Raw genomic sequence first — 20,496 nt, 5'->3', positions numbered from 1 at the left:
CGTCCCAAGAAAGGCCGTAGATGCTCAAGCGCAACTCTGCCTCTTTCCGTTCCGTACTCGCGTCCCACGACGTGGTCAGGGTCGCGGGCGCCCACCACGCGCTCAGCGGGGTCCTGGCCCAGGAGGCCGGATTCCAGGCCGTGTGGTCGTCGAGTTTCGAGGTCTCCGCGTCCCGGTGCCTGCCCGACGCGAGCATCCTGAGCATGACGGAGTACCTGGAGGCAGCGGCCAACATCCAGAAGGCCCTCGACATCCCGGTCGTGGCGGACTGCGACACCGGGTACGGCGGCAACTACAACGTGGCGCACATGGTCCACGAGTTCGAAGGGGCCGGCATCACGGCGGTCTGCATGGAGGACAAGCTCTTCCCGAAGATGAACAGCTTCGCCGACGGTGACCAGACGCTGCTCTCCACCAAGGCCTTCGCGAGCAAGATCGAGACCGCCAAGGCGGTGCAGTCCTCCGAGGAGTTCTTCGTCATCGCCCGCACCGAGGCGCTCATCTCCGGGGCGGGACTCGACCAAGCCGTCGAACGCTGCTTCGCCTACGCCGACTCCGGCGCCGACGCGGTGCTGATCCACTCCAAGGCGCCCACCAAGGACGAGGTGCTCGCCTTCCTGGACCGCTGGGACCAGCGCGTCCCGGTGGTGATCGTGCCCACCACCTACCCCGACTGGCACATCGACGACGTCCGCGAGGCCGGCGTCTCGGTCGTCATCTACGCGAACCAGGGCATGCGCGCCACCCTGTCCGCGCTCCGCGCCACCTACCGCGCGATCTACGAGGCCGGGGACACCACCGCTCTGGAACCGGAGATCGCCGCCGTGCGGGACATCTTCGACCTGCAGCGGATGGGCGACTGGCAAAAGCTCGGCGCGTGAGCCGTCCCTGCGGCATCCGGTGGACGGACGGAGGTGAACGGAGCGCATGACCATCATCACCGGAGCGGATGAGCTCTTGGACAACGAGGTCTATCTGGACCTCCGGCGGCTGCTGAACTGCCGTCTCTACCTCAAGTGCGAGGGGTTCAACTTCGCCGGTTCGGTCAAGGTCCGGCCCGCCGCGTGGATGGTGACCACGGCGCAGCGCGACGGGCTCATAGGCCCCGACTCGGTCCTGATCGAGTCGTCGTCCGGCAACCTGGGCGTCGCCCTGGCCGTGATCGCCGCGGCCAAGGGGCTCCGCTTCGTCTGCGTGACCGACCCCAAGTGCAATCCGGCGGCGGCCGACCTCATGCGGGCCCTGGGGGCGGAGGTCGTCGTGGTCGACGAACCCGACGCCGCGGGCGGCTACCTGGCGGCGCGCAAGGCGCGGGTCCGCGCCCGCTGCGCCGAGGACCCGTCGTACGTCTGGCTCAACCAGTACGAGAACCCCGCCAACTGGGTCGCGCACTACGAGAACACGGCCGCCCTGATCGCCAAGCAGTTCCCCCGGCTGGACACGCTGTTCATCGGCACGGGCACCGGAGGCACCCTCATGGGGTGCGCCCGCTACTTCCGGGAGCACCGTCCGAGCGTCCACATCGTCGCCGTGGACAGCGTCGGCTCGGTGAACTTCTCCGGTGCCCCCGGGCCACGGCACATCCCCGGGCTGGGGGCGAGCACCCCCATGCCGCTGATCGACGCGTCCCTCGTGAACGAGGTCGTGCGGGTGCGGGAGGCCGATGCCGTCCGCATGTGCCGCCGCCTGGCGAGCCACGGCGTACTGCTCGGCGGCTCCTCGGGAACGGTGGTCGGCGGGGCGACCGAGTGGCTGAAGCAGCACGACAGCGACCGGCTGACCTCCGTGGCCATCGCCCCCGACCTCGGCGAGCGCTACATGGACACGGTCTACGACGACGCGTGGGTGGAGCGCCACTACGGCCCCGGCACGCAGGACCTCCTGGAGAACACGTGAACAACCCAGCTGCGGCACCGGACTTCGCGGTGGTCCCCGGCACCACCGTGCACGAGATGCTCGACGGACGGCAGGAGGAGGTGACCGGGCTCGTCGAGAAGACCTACCTGCTGCACGGTGAGGCCCGGACCGTCAACCCTCCCTCCTACTTCCTGCGCTTCCCCGACCGGCCCGCCTCCCGGATCATCGCGCTGCCCGCGTCCGTCGGCGGTGACCGCGCGGTGGACGGCATCAAGTGGATCGCCAGTTTTCCCTCCAACCTGGAGCGCGGCATCCCCCGCGCATCCGCCGTGCTGGTGCTCAACACCCCCGAGACCGGCTACCCGTACGCCTGTCTGGAGAGCTCGATCATCAGTGCCGTGCGCACCGCCGCGTCCGCGGCCGTGGCCGCCCGCGCCCTGACCCGTGACCGGCCCGCACCGCGCCGCGTCGGCTACATCGGCACCGGACTCATCGCGCGCTACCTGCACACCTACCTCTCCTCCCTGGGCTGGGAGCCGGAGGAGACCGGAGTGCACGATCTGTCGCAGGAGTACGCCGAGGCGTTCGCCGGCCACCTGAGGAGCACCGGCGACGCGGGCACCGTCCGCGTCCACGACACCGCCGAGTCCCTGATCCGGTCCTGCGACGTCGTCGTCCTCGCCACCACGGCCTCGGCCCCCCACCTCACCGACCCGTCGTGGTTCGCCCACCATCCGCTGGTCCTGCACGTGTCGCTGCGCGACCTCGGCACCGACGTCGTGCTGGACAGCGTCAACGTGGTGGACGACGTCGAACACGTACTCAAGGCCGATACCTCGGTCCACCTGGCGGAACAGCTCACCGGGGGGCGCGAGTTCATCGGCGGAACCCTGTACGACGTCCTGACGGACCGGTTCACCCCGCCCGCCGACAGGACCGTCGTCTTCTCCCCCTTCGGGCTGGGCGTGCTCGACCTCGCCGTGGGGGACCACGTGTACACGCGCGCCCGTGAGAGCGGGAAACTCGCCGTCGTCGACGGCTTCTTCCACGACCTGGAGCGCCACCGTGCGCCCGCGTCCCGGGGCGGGGACCGATGACCGCCCCGGCCGAGGGCCGCGTCTGGGCGGAACTCCCCCTCGCGGAAGGCGCCTTCGAGCGGGCCAGGGCGTCCGCGCTGACCGCCGCCGGGGACGTGGACACGGCGACCGGTGTCCTGGAACACGTGCTGGAGCACGCCGCGAAGGATCCCGGCCGCCCGGCCGTCACCGAGGGCGCGCGTACGGTGGGCTACGGCGAGCTGGCCGAACGGGTCGCAGCCGTCCGCACCCTGCTGATCGGCCGGGGTGTCGGCGCGGGGGACGTCGTCGCCTGCGTGGGTCCGCGCGGCACCGGCACACCCGTCGTGTTCCTCGCCCTGGAGAGCGTCGGCGCCTCCTACCTTCCGGCCGATCTCGACTGGCCGCAGGAACGGGTCCGCGACGTGCTCGGACGCAGCCGCGCCACCCTCCTCCTCGACTACACCGGCGGCCCCGCCTCGGCACCGGCCCTGGAGGCGGCCCGCGCGGCCGGGGTGGCCACGGCGTCCGTGCCCGCCGTCACCGCACCGGGCGGCCCACCGCCCCGCGACGCGTCCGACCGCTCCCACGAGGCCCGCTACACCATCTTCACCTCGGGCACGACCGGACGGCCCAAGGGCGCCACCGTCGAGCACCAGGGAATGCTCAACCACCTGTGGGCCAAGGTCGTCGACCTGTCGCTGACCGGGGACGACGTGGTGGCGTTCACCGCTCCGCTCGTCTTCGACATCTCGATCTGGCAGATGCTCTGCCCGCTGATGGTCGGCGGCCACCTCGTGATCGTGGACGACACCGTCATGCGCTTCCCCCGCCGTCTGGTGAAGACACTCGACGCCCACGGGGTCACCGTCGTGGAGCTCGTCCCCACCGTCCTCGGGTGGCTCGTCGACGAGACCGTCAGACGCGATCAGGCGCCCCTGCGGTCGCTGCGCAGCCTTCTCTCCACCGGCGAGGAACTGCACCCGGCGGTGGCTGAGCGCGCCATGGCCGCGCTGCCGAACGCCTCGCTGGTCAACGCCTACGGTCCCACCGAGTGCTCCGACGACGTCACCCACCACGTGGTGACCCCGGCCGATCTGCGGCGCCCCCGGCTGCCGATCGGTGCTCCCGTCCTCAGCACCGCCCTCTACCTGCTGGTGGAGGACGAGGACGGCCGCTGGCGTGCCGCCGGCGCGGACGAACCGGGCGAACTGTTCGTCGGTGGGAAGGGGGTCGGCCTCGGCTATCTCAACGACCCGGGGACCACCGACCGCGCCTTCTTCCGCGACCCGTTCGACCCCGCCTCCCCCACCGGCCGCCTGTACCGCACCGGCGACCTCGCCCGGATCGAGGACGGGCTCGTGCACTACCTCGGCCGGGGGGACCGCCAGGTGAAGGTCGCCGGCGTACGCATGGAACTCGACGAGATCGAAGCCGTCCTGGGCCGGCAGCCGGCCGTGGAGCGGTGCGCCGTGGTGGTCTCCGGTGACGGGGCGCGATCGGAGCTGGTCGCCCACTACACCCTCCGCGAACCGGTGACGTCCGACGATCTCTACGCGGCCGTGCGTTCCGCGCTCCCGCCGGCCATGGTGCCCCGCCGCTGGCGGGAGTGGGAGGCGCTGCCCCTCACGCACAACGGCAAGGTCGACCACAGGTCCCTCGCGGCCGCCCACCAGGAAGAGGCACGATGACCACCGCACCGGAGAAGAACCCGGCGCCCGGCGCCCGGCCGCAGGCCGGACCGGACACCTCGGGACTCCCCCCGCACGCCCGGCTGCTGCTGGTCCTGGCCCGGGTGCGCCTCGATGCCGCCCAGGTGGCCGAGGTCCGTGCCCTGGCCGGGCGCGACGACCTCGACTGGGGCGCGTTCTGCGACGCGGCGGCACGCCACAAGCTGCTTCCGCTGGTCGGCCGCCACGTCTTCACCCACCGCCTGGGCCGCTCCGACGGCGACACCAAGGGCTTCCCGTACAGCTGGGTGTTCACCACCGCCTACACCGGGAACCGTGCCAGGAACCTCGCCCTGTTCGACGAGTTCGGCCAGGTCTTCCGCGAGCTCGGCGAGGCAGGGGTGCGCCACGCGGTGCGCAAGGGGTTCTCGCTGGCCGAGGGCGAGTACGCCGACGTGGGGCTGCGCCGGATCAACGACGTGGACCTGCTGGTGGACCGGGAGGACGCCCCACGGGCCCACGAGGTCCTGGAGCGCCTCGGATACGTCCAGGGGCAGCTCGCCGACGACGGTGAGGTCGTACGCCCCTTCAGCCGGAAGACGCAGATCTTCTGGCGCGTGAACCTGAGCAACCAGCTGCCGTACGTGAAGGCGGGGAACCGTCCGGACGTCCCCGAGTTCAACGTGGACCTGTGCCACGACATCTTCCAGAAGAAGTCCGGGGTCACCGCCCCGGCGGCGCAGCTGCTGGAGCGCAGCCTGCCCACCGTCCTGTGCGGCGCGGCCACCTGGGTCCCCGGCCCGGCGGACCGTCTCCTCGACCTCTGCTCCCACCTGCACAAGGAGGCGACCAGCCTCCGCTTCATCGAGGACAGCGTCGACCTCCAGATCAGCAAGTTCCTCGACCTCGCGCTCGTCGCCGCCGGCTACGACGAAGCGCTGTGGAAGGACTTCCTGGCCCGGGTGGAGGAGTACGGGGCCGGCCCCATCGCCTACTACGCCCTCCACTTCACCGCCGAGCTCTACCCGGAGAGCGTCCCCGCCCACGTGCTCGCTTCCGTGCGGCCGGACGACACCGACTACCTGGAGCAGTACGGGACCCTCGACGGCACGACGGCCCGCTGGTCCCTCGGTTTCCTGGACCGCCTCTTCGAGACCGGCCGCAAGAAGGGCAGCGCCCAGTCCAATGTCCCCCACGACTGATCCGCGGGCCCGCGGCGCCGGCGCGGCCGGCCGCCCCCTTCCCACCGACCTCTCTCACCGACACCGGGAACTCTCATGAACGCACCCTGGGACAGCCGCTTCGAGGCGCTGTTGCTGCGGATCGTCGACCTGCGCCGGGACGGCGGACTGCGGGCGGACGACGATCTGCCGCGCCTCGGACTCGACTCCATCGCCATCGTCGAACTCGTCGTCACGCTGGAGGAGACGTACGACATCGAGATCCCCGACGAACACCTGACCCAGCAGTCCTTCGCGACGCCCGGCATCCTCTGGTCGGTCGTCTCCGGCCTGCTGGACCGGGAACCCAGCCAGGAGGCCGGCAGGTGATCGTCTCGCTCGTGGGCTCGGACGGGGCGGGCAAGTCGACCGTCTCCAAGCTCGCCACCACACGGCTGGCGGGGCTCGGCACCGAGGTCGAGAGGGTGGACCGCTGGGACATCGTCGACAACCCGGCCTACCCCGCCGCCCGGTTCATGCGCCCGGATGTCCCCGACACCCGGCTGTGCGTCGCGGAGATGCCGAACGCGACCCGTTTCCTGTTCCTGATGTGGTCGATCTCCCACGCGCTGCTGGGCCGCACGCCCGCCGCCGTCCGGCCGGGTGCGGTCACCCTGCTCGACGGGTACTGGATGAAGCACGCCGCCAGTGAGGTCGTCTACGGGCTCGACCGCGCCTGGGCGGAGAGCGTCGTGTCGGGCCTCCCCGCTTCCGACCGGGTCCTCTACCTGCGGATCGACCCCGAGCAGGCCTGGGAGCGCAAGGCCGACGGCGACGTCGTCCCGTACGAGTGCGGGATGGACGAGGAGTGCTCGCAGAAGAGCTTCCTGACCCACCAGGGACGCATCCTCGACGTGCTCGACGGCTGGGCCGAGCGCTTCGGATGGACGGTGCTGGACGCCGGGGCCCCCCTCGACACGGTCGTGGGACAGGTCGTCGGAGCCGTACGCGGAGCCACCGCGGAGGGCGCGTGAACACTCCGGCGGCCGTCCTGCCGCGCGCCGGCACGACCGCCCCGCGCACCCTGGTGGTCAAGGTCGGGGGCAGTCTCGTCTCCGACAAGCGCACCGACGACCACCTCGACGCCGAGGCGCTGCGCGACTACGCCGCGCAGATCGCCGACCTGGTCCGGACGTTCCCGGGCCGGACGGTCTTCGTCGCGGGCGGTGGCGCCCTGGGCCACGGCGCGGTCCGGGACCTCGACGCCGCGGACGACTTCGCGGTACTCGGCCTCACCCACGCCACGTTCGCGGTCAAGTGGGCCTGGGTGACCGCGTTCCGGGAGGCCGGCATCCGGGCCCTGCCGCTCCAGGTGGCGGCCATGTGCTCGGACGGGCCGGAAGGGACGTCCGCCGACCTGACGCTCGTGCGGGAGCTGCTCGGCAAGGGCGTGCTGCCCGTGCTGTCCGGCGACTGCATCCTGACGCGCGACGGCGGCCTGCGGATCCTCGGCAGCGACCACGTCCCCGGCGTGCTCGTCGACGACGCCCTGGCTCCGGTCCGGATCGTCACGCTCACCGACGTCCCGGGCATCCTCACCGGCACCGGGCCCCACAGCTCGGTCCTGGCACGGGTCAGCGCCGACGACCCCGCACCCGCCCACGACCTCGTCTGGGAGACCGCCGCCTGGGACACCAGCGGAGCGATGCACGGCAAGGTCGACGCCCTGGTGGCGCACGCGCGGCGCGGCGCGGAGTGCGTGATCACACGCGGTGACCGTTCCGCCGGCTCGCTGAGGCATCTGCTCGCACCGATGGACCGGTGGCCCGAGGACCTGCCGCACACCCTGATAACCCGAACCTCTCCCCTCACCTGAGCGCGGCGGGCCGCCGGCTCCCCGAGCCGCCCCGGACCACGCCCCTCACCACCTTCGACCGACTTCACCGAGGAGATCCCGGCATGCCCGAGAACACCGTCACGCCCCCCGCCGGCCGTCTGGTCCTGCTCAACCCCGGCCCGGTCAACGTCCACGACGACGTGCGCGCGGCAATGACCTCACCCGACCAGTGCCACCGCGAGCCGGAGGCCGCCGCCCTGATGGCCCGCGTCCGCGAGAAGGCGACCCTGCTGAGCGGCGGCGACGACAGCTGCACCTCGGTCCTGCTGGCCGGTTCGGGCACGGCGGCGCTCGAGGCGACGTTCTCCTCGATCGTCCCGGACGACGGCCGCATCCTCATCCTGGACAACGGCAACTACGGCGAGCGGCTCTGGCGCATCGTCGACGTCCACGGCATCCCGCACCGCCGCATGGAGTTCGGGTGGTGCAATCCGATCGACGTCGACGCGGTGGACCGCGCGCTCGCCGACGACCCGGGCATCACCCACGTGGGCCTCGTCCACCACGAGACGAGCACCGGCATGCTCAATCCGCTGCGCGAGATCGGCGCCGTGGTCGCCAGGCACGGCCGCCAGCTGGCCGTCGACGCCATCAGCAGTCTCGGGTCCGAGCGCCTCGACCTGCGCGACGACAACATCGACTGGTGCGTCGGAACGGCCAACAAGTGCGTGGAGGGCCTGCCCGGCGTCAGCTTCGTCACCGCCCCCCGTGAGCGGCTGGAGCAGCTGGAGCACGTACGGGCGCACACCTTCTACCTCGACCTGCACGGCCACTACATCTCGCAGGACCGCCTCGGGGCACCGCTCTTCACACCGGCGCTCCAGGTCATGACCGCCCTGGAGGCAGCCCTCGACCGGTCGCTCGACGAGGGTGTCCAGGGGCGAGGGGCCCGCTACGACGCGCTGGCCGAGCAGGTGCGCGAAGGCCTGGCCGCGCGTGGGGTCCGCTTCCTGCTGCCGCCGGCCGAACGCGCCAACTCGGTGACCAACGTCTACGTGCCCGACGGCATGACCTACGACGAACTCCACGACGGGCTCAAGGCCGAGGGATACGTCGTCTACTCGGTCCAGGCTCAGCTGGGCGGTGTCTTCCGGGTCGCCAACATGGGCCAGCTCGACGCCACCGACATCGAGGGGTTCCTCGCCGCCTACGACCGGGTCGTCGGCAAGTACGCCGGTCCCGGAATCTGACCGGCCCAGGCAGCGGACCGTCCGCACCGTAACGACCAAGGAGAGCGACCCTATGCGTTCCACCCGACTGGCCATCGTCGGCGCGGGCCCGAGCTGCACCTACGTTCTGGACCGGCTCGCCGCGACGGCGCGGGCGGCGGCGGGGCCCGTGTCCCTCGACGTCCACATCTTCGACCGCGCCGGGCAGTTCGGAGCCGGGCAGGTCCACAGTCCCGACCAGCCGGTCACCAGCTTCCTCAACCGCATCGTCGGGCAGGTCGCGTTCGCCGCCGACGAGAGCGTCGAGGGCGCCGGGCCCCTGCTGCCGAAGGAGGACCGCCCCACCCTGCTCGAATGGTGCCGTCTGCGGTACGAGGAGACGCGGGACCCCGTCTTCGACGTGGCGGCCGAGCACTGGCCGAAGCGGTACGTGCACGGCCTGGCTCTCCGGGACCAGTTCCAGCGGTATGTCAGGATGCTCCGGGAGGTCCCCGGGGTGGAGGTCCATCTGCACCATGCCGAGGTCACCGACCTCGAGGACCTGACGGACGGCCGCCTCGCCGTCCTCACGGGCGGTGGTGAGCGCGTCGTGGAAGCCGATCACGTCCTGATGCTGACCGGGCACTCCTCCAACGACCCCGCGCGCTACCCGAGCCAGGCGGAGTGGCGGCGGTTCGCCGACGGGCACCGCGCCGTGTTCGTGCCGTCCGCCTACCCGCTGGAAGCGGCCTTCGGCCCCGGGGAGGCCGGGCCGGGCACGACGGTCGGCTGCGTGGGGATGGGGCTCACCGGCATCGACGTGATCCTGCACCTGAGCGAGGGCAGGGGCGGCACCTTCGACGAACAGCCCGACGGCAGCCTGGTCTACCGGCCCTCCGGCCTGGAGCCGGACTCCGTCGTCATGTTCAGCCGGGCCGGACTGTTCACCTTCGCGCGCCCCTACAACGCCAAGGAACGCGATCCCCTGAGGCTGGAGCACCGGGGCGTGTTCCTGACCGAGGAGGCCATCCGCGGCCTGCGCCTCTCCGCGGGCACCCCGGCGACCGTGGGGCGCAGGAGCCAGCGGCAGCTGGACTTCCGGGACCACGTCTTCCCGGTGATCGTGCTGGAGATGGCCTACCTCTACTACAGGACGCTGCTCGGTGAGGACTTCGGCGCGCGTCTCGTCTCGGCGGTGCTCCCCGAGTACGAGGCGTTCCTCGCCGACGGCGGCCGGCGCCAGGCGTCGGACGTCTCCGTGCGGCGCCTGCTCGCCCCGGTGGAGGCTCTCGTCGACGAGGCGGCGGACGTCATCGACCGTGTGCTGGCCGGCGGGCCGTCCCTCTCCGGGACCGGACTCGGCTGGGACGCCGAGGCGGCGCTGCTCCGGTTCCTGGACGTGGTCTTCGGCCCCGCGCAGGCCTCGGCCCTGGCCGGCTTCCTGGACGACCCGGAGGCGTTCGCGGCGGCCGTCGACACGGCGCGGTCCCCCTGGCGGCACGCCAAGAACGTCGCGGGGCAGCGCTTCTCGTGGGAGCGCTCGATCCGCCCGATCGACCGTGGCTCGTTCGGCACGCCCGAGGAGTACCGCGACGCGCTTCTGGACTTCCTCGACGTGGACCACCGCTGGGCGGCCCAGGACAATCTGACGAACCCCGCGAAGACCGCGGCCGACGGCGTCTGGCGGGACCTGAGGGACGTGCTGGCGACGGCCGTGGACTTCGGCGGTCTGCACGCGTCCTCGCACCGTGACTTCCTCGACGTCTTCATGCGTCACCACAACCGTCTCTGCAACGGGGCGGCACTCGAGGTGATGGAGAAGATCCGTGCCCTGATCCGGCACGGCCTGGTCGACGTGTCGGCGGGCCCCGGGGCCGACGTCGTCACCGACGCGGCCGACGGCCGCTTCGTGGTGCGCGGCACCACCACCGGTGCCGTGCTGCCCGTCGATCTCCTGGTGGACTCGCGGGTCCACCCCTTCGACGCCGAGAACGACGTCCTGCCGATCTACCCGAACCTGCTGCGACGCGGAATCGTCCGCAAGTGGAGCAACCCCGGTGTGGGCGTCCCGGACTTCGCGCCGGGCGGACTCGACCTCACGGAGGACTTCCACCCCGTACGCGCGGACGGCGAAGTGGACCGGCGCATAACCTTGTTGGGCCCCCCGAGCGAGGGCGTGATGTTCTTCCAGCTGGGAGCCCTCCGCCCGAACCAGAATCATCACGTCATGCAGGACATCCTCTGCTGGATGCGGGGGTTCTGGAAGCAGGACGCCGCCGCAGCCGACCCGGGCGGCCCTCTCATCACGACAGGAGTGTGACCGATGGCCACCGCACACGGAACATCAGTGGGACGGCTGGACGAGATCGCGTCCACGCACGCGCGTCTGCGTGAGGACGCCGCCGCGCTGGACGAGGCGGCCGCCCGCGCGGCGACGGTGCTGCCCGGATGGACCCGGGGGCACGTCCTGACCCATCTCGGCGATCTCGCACGGGCCTTCGCGCGCCAGGCGGAGGCAGCGCTCGAAGGCCGGACCGTCGAGGTGTACGACGGCGGCCGGCCCACCCGGGACGCCTCCATCGAGCGTGGGGCCGGGCGGCCCGTGGCCGAACTCCTGGTCTCGCTGGAGGACGGGCTCGGCCGGCTGGAGGAGGCCTGGGGCAAGCTCGGGCCGGACGACTGGGCCCTGCCGTGCGCGTACCGCGACTCCGACCTGCTGGCCACCCAGATGTGCTGGTGGCGCGAGGTGCACATCCACTACGCGGACCTGGGCGTCGGCTACCGGGTGGAGGACTGGGGCGACGCCCTCGAGGAGCACCTCGTCGACTACCTCCTGCCCCGGCTCCCCGACACCCGGACCACGGTCCTCCTGCCGGGGGACACGGCCCGCCGCTGGGAGTACGGGACGGGAGCACCGACCACGGTCCACGGCTCCCGGAACACCCTGGCGGCCTGGCTCGCCGGACGGCCCTGCGAGCGCCTCCCCAAGGCGTACGGAGCGGCCGACACCCTTCCGGAGCTGGGCAACTGGCCCTGACGGGGACGGGCCTGGCGGCGGTGCCCATCCCACCCGAGTACGACGAAGGAGCAAGACCGACATGACAGCACAGGGACAGACCCTCAGTGGCGACACCACTCTCGTCCTGCCCGAGTTCGACACGCCGCCCGAGGATCCGCTGGCGCTGATGCGCGACTGGCTGGACTCCGCGGTGGCCCGTGAGATCCGCGAGCCGCTCGCGGCGGTCCTGGCGACCGTGGACACGTCGGGCCGGGTGTCGAGCCGGGTCCTGCTGGTGAAGGAGGCCGACGCGCGCGGGCTCCTGTTCACCAGCTTCCAGGGAAGCCGCAAGGGCCGGGACCTGGCCGCCTCGCCCACGGCCTCACTGACGTTCTACTGGCGCGAGACGCTCCAGCAGCTCACCGTGCAGGGCCCGGTGGAGGTCCTGGACGCCGGGGCGTCCGACGACCTGTTCGCCCGGCGGCCCCTTGAGGCGCAGGCCACGACGGCGGTCTCACGGCAGAGCCGCACCCTCGACGACGAGGCGGAACTCAAGGCGCGGGCCAGGGCCCTGGTGGAGGCCGGCGACCCGGTGTCCCGGCCCGCGGAGTGGACGGGCTACCGGCTCGTGCCGGACGCCGTCGAGTTCTGGTACGGCAGTCCCGACCGGTTGCACCGCCGGCTGCGCTACGACCGTCCGGCGGAGACCGGCTCCTGGTCCCACCGCCGGCTCCAGCCGTGACGGGCCCGGCCGTGAGCGGTCCGACGCCCCCGCGGAGGGATCGCACGGACGTGGAGCGGCCTCTGCGCGCGGTGGCCGGCGAGCTGGCCGGTGAGATGCGCCGCCGCCGTCCGGCGGGATGTCTGGCCACGTCGGGCGCGGTGCAGGCCTGGCACCGCACCAGCGGGCGGTTCGCCGAGGGGCGGGTCAGCGACATCAGCGTGCAGCAGGGCCAGGGAACGTCGGCCCGGTACGTCCTGCGCGACGGCTACCGCCACCGGTCCGTGGCGGGACTCGACCCCCTCGCCGCCGCCCTCGACGGTCGCGACCGCCCCGGGCAGGCCGGTGCGGGAGCCGGGACGGCCGCCCCCGCCTGGATGGAGATCTCCTCCGTCCTGGCGGTCCTCGGGGAGCTGGAGGCCGCTGCACGCGGCTTCGATCCGTCCGTGGCCCAGGTCGTCATCGACTTCGAGCTCAGTGACCAGACCACGGTCCTCGCCAGGGACGGCCGGCTGTACGAGGACCACCGCCTGCTCAGCTATCTGACCGTGCGCGTCATCGCGCGCGGCGGCGGCCGGGTGGCGACCGGTTTCTACACACCCGGCGTGAGCGGCCCGCTGAGCGGCATCGACGCGCGGAGCGCCGGCGTGGAGGTCGCCAGGCGTGCCGTGACGGGCCTCGCCGCCCGCCCGGCTCCCGTCGGACGCCTTCCGGTCGTCGTCGCCGGCGGCCGGGGCATGGTCCTGCTCCACGAGGCGTGCTGCCACCCGCTCGAGGGTGACGAGGTCCTCCGCGGCTCCGTCTACGCCGGGATGCTGGGCAAGGACGTCGCCTCCCCGCTCGTGACCATCACCGACGACCCGACGGTCGCGGGCGCGGTCGGTTCCTTCGCCTATGACGACGAGGGGACACCGGGGACCCCCACCACGCTCATCGAGGACGGCGTCCTCCGGGGGTTCCTGACCGACCAGGAGTCCTCGTCCCGGCTGGGCGGGGCCTCCAGCGGCAACGGCCGGTGCACGACCGTGCTGCAACCGCCGCAGCCGAGGATGACCAACACCTGCCTGCGTGCGGGGACCTCGACGGTGGACGACCTCGTCGCCGGGACGGAGTCCGGCATCTTCGCCCAGCACGTGGGCGGCGGCGAGGTCATCGAGTCCACGGGCGAGTTCACGTTCAGGGTCACCAACGGCTTCCTGATCGAGAACGGCAGGATCACCGATCCGATCGAGGAGACGACCATTTCGGGAACGGGGACCCAGGTGCTCAGGGACATCAACGGAATAGCCGACGACACGGTGGTCGGAGCGGCCAAGTGCGGCAAGTTCGGTCAGTGGGTCCCGGTCGGCGTCGTCGGCCCCACGCTCCGGGTCGGCTCGCTGCTGGTGGGAGGCACCGGGCGATGAGCGACGTCAGCGTGTTCCTGACCGAGGAGGCGGCCCGCCGCGGAGCCGACGCCGAGGTGTGGGAGAGCACCCAGGAGATCCACGAACTCGTGTGCCGCGAGGGGGCGGTGGAGCGGCAGAGCGAGGTGACCGCCGCGGCGACCGCGCTCACCGTCTGGAAGGACGGCACGGAGGGGTACGCGGTACGGATGCCCGGCCGCGCGGACCCCGCGCTCGTCGACACCGCGCTCGCCGTCGGCAGGGCGCTGCCGGCCGGGCAGTCCCCGCCCGCCGCGGCGCCCGCGGACCACGCCCCGGAGGAGGTGCTCGCGCCGCCGGGATTCAGCACGTCCGCGGCCGGGCGGCTGTCCGCGCTGTCCGCCGGAGCACCCGGCGTCGACGTCGAGCTGCGGGCGCGGGCCGACCGGACGCACGTGCTGCTGCACAGGGCGGGCAGCACCCCACTCGCCCGCACCACCGGGACGGTGCAGCTCCAGACCCGGGTGACCGCGAAGGACGAGCGCGTCGGATTCATGGCGCACCAGGTCTTCGGCCGGACCGTGGAGTCCGTCATGGAGGCGGCGGACCGCGAGGTCGCGTCGCTGACGGGTCTCGCACGGATCCTGGCCTCCGAGCCGGTGGCGGACTGCTCCTACGCCGACGTCCTCGTCGACGGCCGGGTGATGGTCAAGCTGTTCGCCCTCGTCGCCCCGGCGTTCCAGTGGGACTCCGTCCTGGAGGGCCGCTCCCCGCTCGCGGACCGCGTCGGCGAGCGGGTGGCCGTCGCCGGAGTGGAACTGGTGGACGATCCGCTGTCGCCGGACTGCCCCGGCCCGGCCCCCTGGGACGACGAGGGCACGGCGTGCCGGCGCACCGTGCTCGTGGACGACGGCGTGCTGCGCGGCTTCCTCGGCTCACGGCGCACGGCTGCGGCCTCGGGGGTCCCTTCCACGGGTTCGGGCCGCCGGGGCCCCTCCGGTGAGATGGCCACGATCCAGCCCGGCTTCCTGGCACTGCGCCCCGGACCCCTGCTGGGTGACGGTCCCCGGGAGGGCCGGCCGCTGCTGAAGGTCGTCCAGGCGAACGGCGCGCACACGTCGAACGGCATCACCGGCGACTTCTCCATCGGCGCCAACGCGGTACTGGTGGGGAGTGACGGCACCGGGCGCAACGCCGGCAACATCACTCTCGCCGGCAACGTCTTCGAGCTGCTGCACCGGATCGACGGGCACGACGGACACATGAGGGTCAACCGCGGCCACCACTCCTTCGTCGCCTCCCCCGGTGTGTGGACGTCCGGCCTCACCGTGGGGCGGTGACCGTCATGTCCCTGTTGAGGCATCGCGACTTCCGGCTCTTCTGGGCGGCGCAGACGGCCAGCACCGTCGGCGGCAACATGAGCCGGGTCGCCATTCCCCTCCTGGCGGCCACGGCGCTGGCCGCCACCCCCTTCCAGATGGGGCTGCTCCAGGCCGCGCAGACCATCGCCTTCCTGCTGGTCGGCCTTCCGGCCGGCAGCCTCGTCGACCGGATGCGGCGGCGCCCCGTCCTCATCGTCTGCGACGTGCTGCGCGCGCTGTTCCTGCTGTTCCTGGTCGTCGGGTTCGCGCTGGACTGGGTCGACTTCACCGGTCTCATGGCCGTGACGCTGGTGATCGGCTTCGCCACCGTCTTCTACGAGATCGCCTACCAGTCGTACATCCCGGCGGTCGTGGGCCGGGAGCACCTGGTCGAGGGCAACGCGAAGCTGGAGAGCACCAACGCGGTCGCGCGGCTGGCGGGGCCCACCCTCGGGGGCTCCCTGGTCCAGCTCGTCGGTGCGACGTTCACGGTGACCGCCCAGACCCTCAGCCACCTGACGTCGGCGCTTCTCCTCACACGGATGCGCACCGTCGAGGAGGTCGCCCCCCACAGCGGCGAACGCCGCATGGCCGCCGAGATCAAGGACGGCCTGCTCTTCGTGGTGAGGCACCCCGTCTTCCGTGCCGTCACCGGGTCCGCCGCCACCTACAACTTCTTCTACGCCCTGATGCTGCCTCTGGTCATGCTCCTGCTCGTCGACGGGATGGGGCTGTCGGGCACCGCGGTGGGCGTGCTGATGGCGGTCAGCGGCCTGGGAGGCATCCTGGGGGCGTCGCTGTCGGGCCGGCTCACCGCCAGGTTCGGCCAGGTGCGCGTCATGTGGCTGTCCTACCTCGTGACCGTCCCCACCACCCTCCTCATCCCCCTGGCCCACGGCGGGTGGGGCGTCCTGCTGTTCGCCGTCCCCTGGTTCGCCGTCAGCTTCGGCATGGTCGTCTACAACGTCAGCCAGGTGAGCATCCGTCAGGCCCTCTGCCCGCCGGGCATGCTGGGCCGGATGAACGCGAGCGTGCGCTTCATCGTCTGGGGGATCCTCCCGCTCGGCTCGCTCACCGGCGGGGCCCTGGGCGAGTGGATCGGCATCCGCGGGGGCCTGCTCGTCGCCGGGCTCGGCATGTCGGCCGGCGTCCTGTGGCTGCTGCTGTCGCATCTGGTCCGTGTGCGCGACCTTCCGGCCGACGAGCCGCCCGGCAGCGACACGGCCGCCACCGCATCCGAAACATCGAAGTGACCGGCCCGCAGGCCGGACCCGACCAAGGAGCATCCTCATGTCCCACCAGGAGACCCCCCGCTACGTGGTCTTCGTCGAATCCCCCCTGACGGGTGCGGGGCAGGACTGCGCCCGCTTCCTGCTGGAGCAGGGGATCACCCCGGTGGTCGTGGCCGCCCGCCCGGAGGCCATGGCTCCTTCGCTGCTGAGCGACTACGCCGAACTCGGGGTGGAGATCAGGGCCTGCGACACGCAGGACCCGGAGGCCGTCGTGGCCGCCTGCCGGGAGATCGCGGCGGACGGCGCGCTCGTCGGAGTGAGCTCGGTCTACGAGTACTACTGCGCCATGGGCGCCGAGGTGGCGGCCAGGCTGGGCCTGACCGGGCCCGACCCGGCCGCGATCGCCGCCTGCCGGTCCAAGGCGTCCATGCGCAGGGCGATGTCGGCCGTCCCCGGCCTCAATCCGCCGTTCCGGGTGTGTTCGTCCCCCGCTGAGGCGGCCGCCGCGGGTACGGAGATCGGCTTTCCCGTCGTGGTCAAACCCCTGGACCTGACGGGAAGCCTGTGGGTGCGCCGCTGCGAGACGGCGGAGGAGGTGTCCGCCCTCGCCGAGGAGATCATGGGAATCGGTGAGTACCTGGGCCAGCGGGTGACTCCCGAAGTGGTCGTCGAGGAGTGCGTCCTGGGGGACGAGTACTCGGCCGAGGTCATGCACGGCAAGGTCCTCGGCCTCACCGAGAAGATCTGCAGCGAGCCCCCGCTGTTCCTGGAGATGGGCCACATCTTCCCGGCACAGGTCGACGGCGCACGGGAGCGGCTGCTCGTCGCGAAGGCCGAGCAGGCCGTCAAGGCCGTGGGGGTGACCTGGGGGCCCGCACACGTGGAGCTCAAACTCACCGGGGACGGGACGGACGCCCGGGTCATCGAGGTGAACGGACGCATAGCCGGGGACCGCATTCCCGAGCTGGTGCGGATCGCCACCGGTGTCGACATGTGCCGCCTCCACATGACGGCCCTGCTCGGCGGCACACCCGACCTGGAAGTGCCCTTCCTGCAGACGGCCGCCGTGCACTTCCTGATGTCCGCCCCGCTGGGCCGGCTCGACGCCATCGACGGGGTCCCGGAGGCGAGGGCGATGGAAGGGGTGCACGAGGTGCGCATGCGTCCCGGCGTGCAGCCCGGCATGGTGTACCGGGCGAACGGGTCCAACAGGGACCGCGCGGCCTGGATCATCGCCGAGGGCGCCGACAGCGCCGAGGCGCTCGGCCGGGCCGAGGCGGCCGGCCGGCGGCTCAGCTTCTCGTGGTCCCCCGTCGACGAGGTCCGGGCACAGCCGCCGTGCTGACGTCCGAGTGCCACCAGGTGCCCTTCGGCGGCGGCGAGCGCCGGCCGCCGGCCCCGCTCACCTGGAGCCAGCAGTACTACCTCGCCGAGCTCGACGCGGCCCGCCCCCAGGGCTGTTCCCTGGCCATCACCAGGGTGTACGCGCTACGCCCCGGCACGAGCCGTCAGGCGGTCGCCGACGCACTGGCCGGGCTGCTCCTGCGCTTCGAGGGGCTGCGCACCACCGTGCGGCGGGAGGGGGACTCCGCCCTGTTGCGGGTGCACACGCGGGGCGCGCTCCCCCTCGCCGTCCACCGCGCCGGGCACGGCGCGGAAGCCGACCGGGAGACGGCCGGGGTGGCCACCGCGCTCGCCGCGGCGCCGTTCGACGTCACGGAGGAACTGCCGGTGCGCGCCGCGCTGGTGGAAGGTGCGGGGGCGCCCCACTCGCTGGTCCTCGTCTTCAGCCACGTCGCCGTGGACGCCTTCGCCCTGCGGCCCGTCACCGACCACCTGGTGTCCACCGTCGCCCTGCGGCACCCGGACTGGCCCCCGGCGCGCGCCGGCGAACCGGGAGTCCACCCGTACGAGCAGGCCGCCGCCGAGGCGTCCGCGGCGGGTCTGAAGCGCGCCGGGCGGGCCCTGCGGCACGCCTCCGAGGTGTTCCTGACGATGCCCGCGGCACCTCGGACGGCGGACGACTGCCGTCCCGGGGAGCGGTTCGCGTTCCTGTCGCACCGGTCGCCCGCGCTGGACCTGGCTCTGGGAGCCGTGGCGCTGCGTACGGCGGAGCCCGTCTCCACCGTGCTGGCCGCGGCCATGCTGGCGGTCGACGCGGTCATGGCGGACCACACCGACGGTTATGTGCAACTGCTCTCCGCCAACAGGTCCCGGCCCGGGTCCGTCAACGCCGTGGTGCCGTACTCCCAGCCCGTCCCCTGCGGTGTGACCGTGTCCGGCGCCTCCTTCACCGAGCTGGTCCGCCGCACCGCGACGGCCACCCTGGGGGCCCTGCGTTTCGGTTCCTATCCGCCGGCCGGACTGGCGGAGGTACGCCGCGAGGCGGAGCTGCGGCGGGGGGCGGCCCTGGACGTGTCGCCGACGTTCAACTACCGGGGCAGGCCCGGCGCGCTGCCCCGCCGCCGCGTGACGGGGGACGAGCTCGCGCGAGCCGCGGACGGAGCGCGCACCAGCTGGGACTCCGGCGGCCTGCGGTGGCGGTCCACCCGCTATCTGAGCGCCGACACGGGCGAGGCCGGGATCCGGCTGACGCTCCAGGTGGACACCGCGGCGCACACCCCCGAGTGGGCCGAGGCCTGGATGTCGGCCCTGGAGCGGCTGGTGTGCGCGGCGGCGGTCGGGGACGTGTCACCCGCCGGACTGGTACGGGTGGTCGAGCAGTCGGAAGCGAGGAGTCAGTAGTGGACACAGCGGTGAACAGCGAGGACCGCACCCTGGTGCTGATCGGGGCGGGCGTCATGGCGGAGGGGTACCTGCACGCCGCGCAGGCCCTGGGAGTGCGGGTGGGGCTGGTCGAGACGCAGGCGCGCCACGCGGAGTTGGCACCCCGGTTCCCGTGCGTCGTCGACTTCGAGGCGGTGGAGGGCGTCGCCGCCCGCGACGAGGCGTGGCTGCCTCCGGCGATGGCCCTGGCCGAGCGGATGGCCCCGGACGCGGTCATGGGTTTCGCGGAGCCGCACGTCATGGCGACCGCGATGCTCCAGCACCGGCTCGGTGTGCCCGGTCCGGGTCTGGACGCCGCGGTGATCTCCCGCAACAAGGCCATGCAGCGCGGGGAGTTCCGGCGCGCGGGACTGCCACAGCCGGAACACCGGTACCCCGCACGGCTGTCCGAGGCCGCGGAGTGGGCGCTCGCCGGACTGCCGGTGATCGTGAAGCCGGTGTCCCTCCAGGGGAGTGCCGGGGTCGAGCGCGTCGACACTCCCGAGCAGTGGGAGGACGTGGTACGCCGCCGGGACGGGGAAGGCCCTCTCCTGGTGGAGGAGTACGTCGAGGGCCCGGAGTACAGCGTCGAGGCGCTGGTGCAGGACGGCCGGGTGCTGTTCACCAACCTCACCCGTAAGGAGACCACCGGTGCCCCCTACTTCGTGGAGCTGTTCCACGAGGCCGGGTTCGGCGCCGGACGGCCCGGACTGCGCCGGACCGCCGACGCGTTGTGCCACTCGGTCGTCTCCGCGCTGCGGATGCGCACCGGGATCGCGCATCTGGAGTTCCGGGCCCGGGCGGACGACGATCCGGTCATCATGGAGGTGGCGGTGCGCACGCCGGGCGACCACATCCTGGAGATCGTCTGCCGGGCGTACGGCTTCGACGTGTACGAGGCGTGCCTGCGGCTCGCGCTGGGCGAGAAGCCCTCGGTGCCGTCCCCGGCCCGGGGTCCCGTCCGGGCCGCCGGCAGCTTCTTCCTCAGCGCCGCCGAGGCCGGGACGCTGGTCTCACTGGACCTCTCGGACTGGACCGCCCGGCCCGGTGTCGTGCGCCACGGGGCACGGCTGGCGCCGGGCACGGCGGTGCGCCCCGCCGAGAACTCGGGCGACCGGCTCGCGTACGCGGTGCTCGACTGCGGTGATCCGGCGGAGCTCGAGCTGCTCGCCGCACAGGTGCGGTCCTCCGCCCGCGTGGTGACCGCCCCGGCGCCGGCCCCCACGATCCCCGGTCCGCCGGCCGGCTGACCGGCCCCACGATCCAC

General features: G+C 72.5%; 18 protein-coding genes. All 18 read left to right on the top strand.

Annotated features, from left to right (window positions below):
• The first annotated feature begins 20 nt into the window (after positions 1-20).
• The 18 genes from ACIRJR_RS07530 (at position 21) to ACIRJR_RS07445 (ending at position 20,479) form a co-directional block, all read left to right on the top strand.
• A complete protein-coding gene (locus ACIRJR_RS07530; RefSeq protein WP_403775243.1) occupies positions 21-881 on the top strand; it encodes an isocitrate lyase/phosphoenolpyruvate mutase family protein in 861 nt (286 codons plus the stop codon).
• 46 nt (positions 882-927) lie between these two features.
• Positions 928-1,896, top strand: coding sequence for a 2,3-diaminopropionate biosynthesis protein SbnA (gene sbnA, locus ACIRJR_RS07525; protein ID WP_403775240.1), 969 nt, complete (start codon positions 928-930; stop codon positions 1,894-1,896).
• Positions 1,893-2,954 carry a 2,3-diaminopropionate biosynthesis protein SbnB gene (sbnB, locus tag ACIRJR_RS07520; protein WP_403775237.1) on the top strand — a complete coding sequence of 354 codons (1,062 nt, stop codon included), beginning with the start codon at positions 1,893-1,895 and terminating at the stop codon, positions 2,952-2,954. Before sbnA ends, sbnB begins: the two co-directional genes overlap by 4 nt.
• Positions 2,951-4,603 carry an amino acid adenylation domain-containing protein gene (locus ACIRJR_RS07515; protein WP_403775234.1) on the top strand — a complete coding sequence of 551 codons (1,653 nt, stop codon included), beginning with the start codon at positions 2,951-2,953 and terminating at the stop codon, positions 4,601-4,603. The genes sbnB and ACIRJR_RS07515 overlap by 4 nt, the downstream gene beginning before the upstream one ends.
• Positions 4,600-5,784, top strand: coding sequence for a nucleotidyltransferase family protein (locus tag ACIRJR_RS07510; protein ID WP_403775231.1), 1,185 nt, complete (start codon positions 4,600-4,602; stop codon positions 5,782-5,784). The genes ACIRJR_RS07515 and ACIRJR_RS07510 overlap by 4 nt, the downstream gene beginning before the upstream one ends.
• 75 nt (positions 5,785-5,859) lie before the next feature.
• Positions 5,860-6,132 carry a phosphopantetheine-binding protein gene (locus ACIRJR_RS07505; RefSeq protein WP_403775228.1) on the top strand — a complete coding sequence of 91 codons (273 nt, stop codon included), beginning with the start codon at positions 5,860-5,862 and terminating at the stop codon, positions 6,130-6,132.
• Entirely contained in the window at positions 6,129-6,776 is a 648-nt protein-coding gene (locus tag ACIRJR_RS07500; RefSeq protein WP_403775225.1) for a thymidylate kinase, read from the top strand. Before ACIRJR_RS07505 ends, ACIRJR_RS07500 begins: the two co-directional genes overlap by 4 nt.
• Entirely contained in the window at positions 6,773-7,618 is an 846-nt protein-coding gene (locus tag ACIRJR_RS07495; protein WP_403775222.1) for a hypothetical protein, read from the top strand. The genes ACIRJR_RS07500 and ACIRJR_RS07495 overlap by 4 nt, the downstream gene beginning before the upstream one ends.
• Before the next feature lie 83 nt (positions 7,619-7,701).
• Positions 7,702-8,829: a pyridoxal-phosphate-dependent aminotransferase family protein gene (locus ACIRJR_RS07490; protein ID WP_403775219.1), complete on the top strand. Its 1,128-nt coding sequence runs from the start codon at positions 7,702-7,704 to the stop codon at positions 8,827-8,829.
• A gap of 52 nt (positions 8,830-8,881) precedes the next feature.
• Positions 8,882-11,107 carry an FAD/NAD(P)-binding protein gene (locus ACIRJR_RS07485; RefSeq protein WP_403775216.1) on the top strand — a complete coding sequence of 742 codons (2,226 nt, stop codon included), beginning with the start codon at positions 8,882-8,884 and terminating at the stop codon, positions 11,105-11,107.
• 3 nt (positions 11,108-11,110) lie between these two features.
• Positions 11,111-11,824 (top strand): maleylpyruvate isomerase family mycothiol-dependent enzyme, encoded by a 714-nt coding sequence (locus ACIRJR_RS07480; protein WP_403775213.1) that lies wholly within the window; start codon positions 11,111-11,113, stop codon positions 11,822-11,824.
• 61 nt (positions 11,825-11,885) lie between these two features.
• Positions 11,886-12,527 carry a phenazine biosynthesis FMN-dependent oxidase PhzG gene (gene phzG / locus ACIRJR_RS07475; RefSeq protein ID WP_403775210.1) on the top strand — a complete coding sequence of 214 codons (642 nt, stop codon included), beginning with the start codon at positions 11,886-11,888 and terminating at the stop codon, positions 12,525-12,527.
• 50 nt (positions 12,528-12,577) lie between these two features.
• Positions 12,578-13,912 (top strand): TldD/PmbA family protein, encoded by a 1,335-nt coding sequence (locus ACIRJR_RS07470; protein WP_403775207.1) that lies wholly within the window; start codon positions 12,578-12,580, stop codon positions 13,910-13,912.
• A complete protein-coding gene (locus tag ACIRJR_RS07465) occupies positions 13,909-15,210 on the top strand; it encodes a metallopeptidase TldD-related protein (protein WP_403775204.1) in 1,302 nt (433 codons plus the stop codon). The genes ACIRJR_RS07470 and ACIRJR_RS07465 overlap by 4 nt, the downstream gene beginning before the upstream one ends.
• 5 nt (positions 15,211-15,215) lie before the next feature.
• Positions 15,216-16,484: an MFS transporter gene (locus ACIRJR_RS07460; protein ID WP_403776397.1), complete on the top strand. Its 1,269-nt coding sequence runs from the start codon at positions 15,216-15,218 to the stop codon at positions 16,482-16,484.
• Between the two features lie 37 nt (positions 16,485-16,521).
• Positions 16,522-17,808, top strand: a complete 1,287-nt coding sequence (locus ACIRJR_RS07455; RefSeq protein ID WP_403775201.1) for an ATP-grasp domain-containing protein — start codon at positions 16,522-16,524, stop codon at positions 17,806-17,808.
• Positions 17,802-19,208, top strand: a complete 1,407-nt coding sequence (locus ACIRJR_RS07450; RefSeq protein ID WP_403775198.1) for a condensation domain-containing protein — start codon at positions 17,802-17,804, stop codon at positions 19,206-19,208. The genes ACIRJR_RS07455 and ACIRJR_RS07450 overlap by 7 nt, the downstream gene beginning before the upstream one ends.
• A complete protein-coding gene (locus ACIRJR_RS07445) occupies positions 19,208-20,479 on the top strand; it encodes an ATP-grasp domain-containing protein (RefSeq protein WP_403775195.1) in 1,272 nt (423 codons plus the stop codon). The genes ACIRJR_RS07450 and ACIRJR_RS07445 overlap by 1 nt, the downstream gene beginning before the upstream one ends.
• The last annotated feature ends 17 nt before the right edge of the window (positions 20,480-20,496 follow it).

Origin of the sequence: Streptomyces sp. NPDC102402 (genome assembly GCF_044765765.1) — a bacterium.
Taxonomy (GTDB): Bacteria; Actinomycetota; Actinomycetes; order Streptomycetales; family Streptomycetaceae; genus Streptomyces.
Note: the sequence above shows the minus strand (reverse complement) of the source record. Positions and strands in the feature narration are given on the sequence as shown.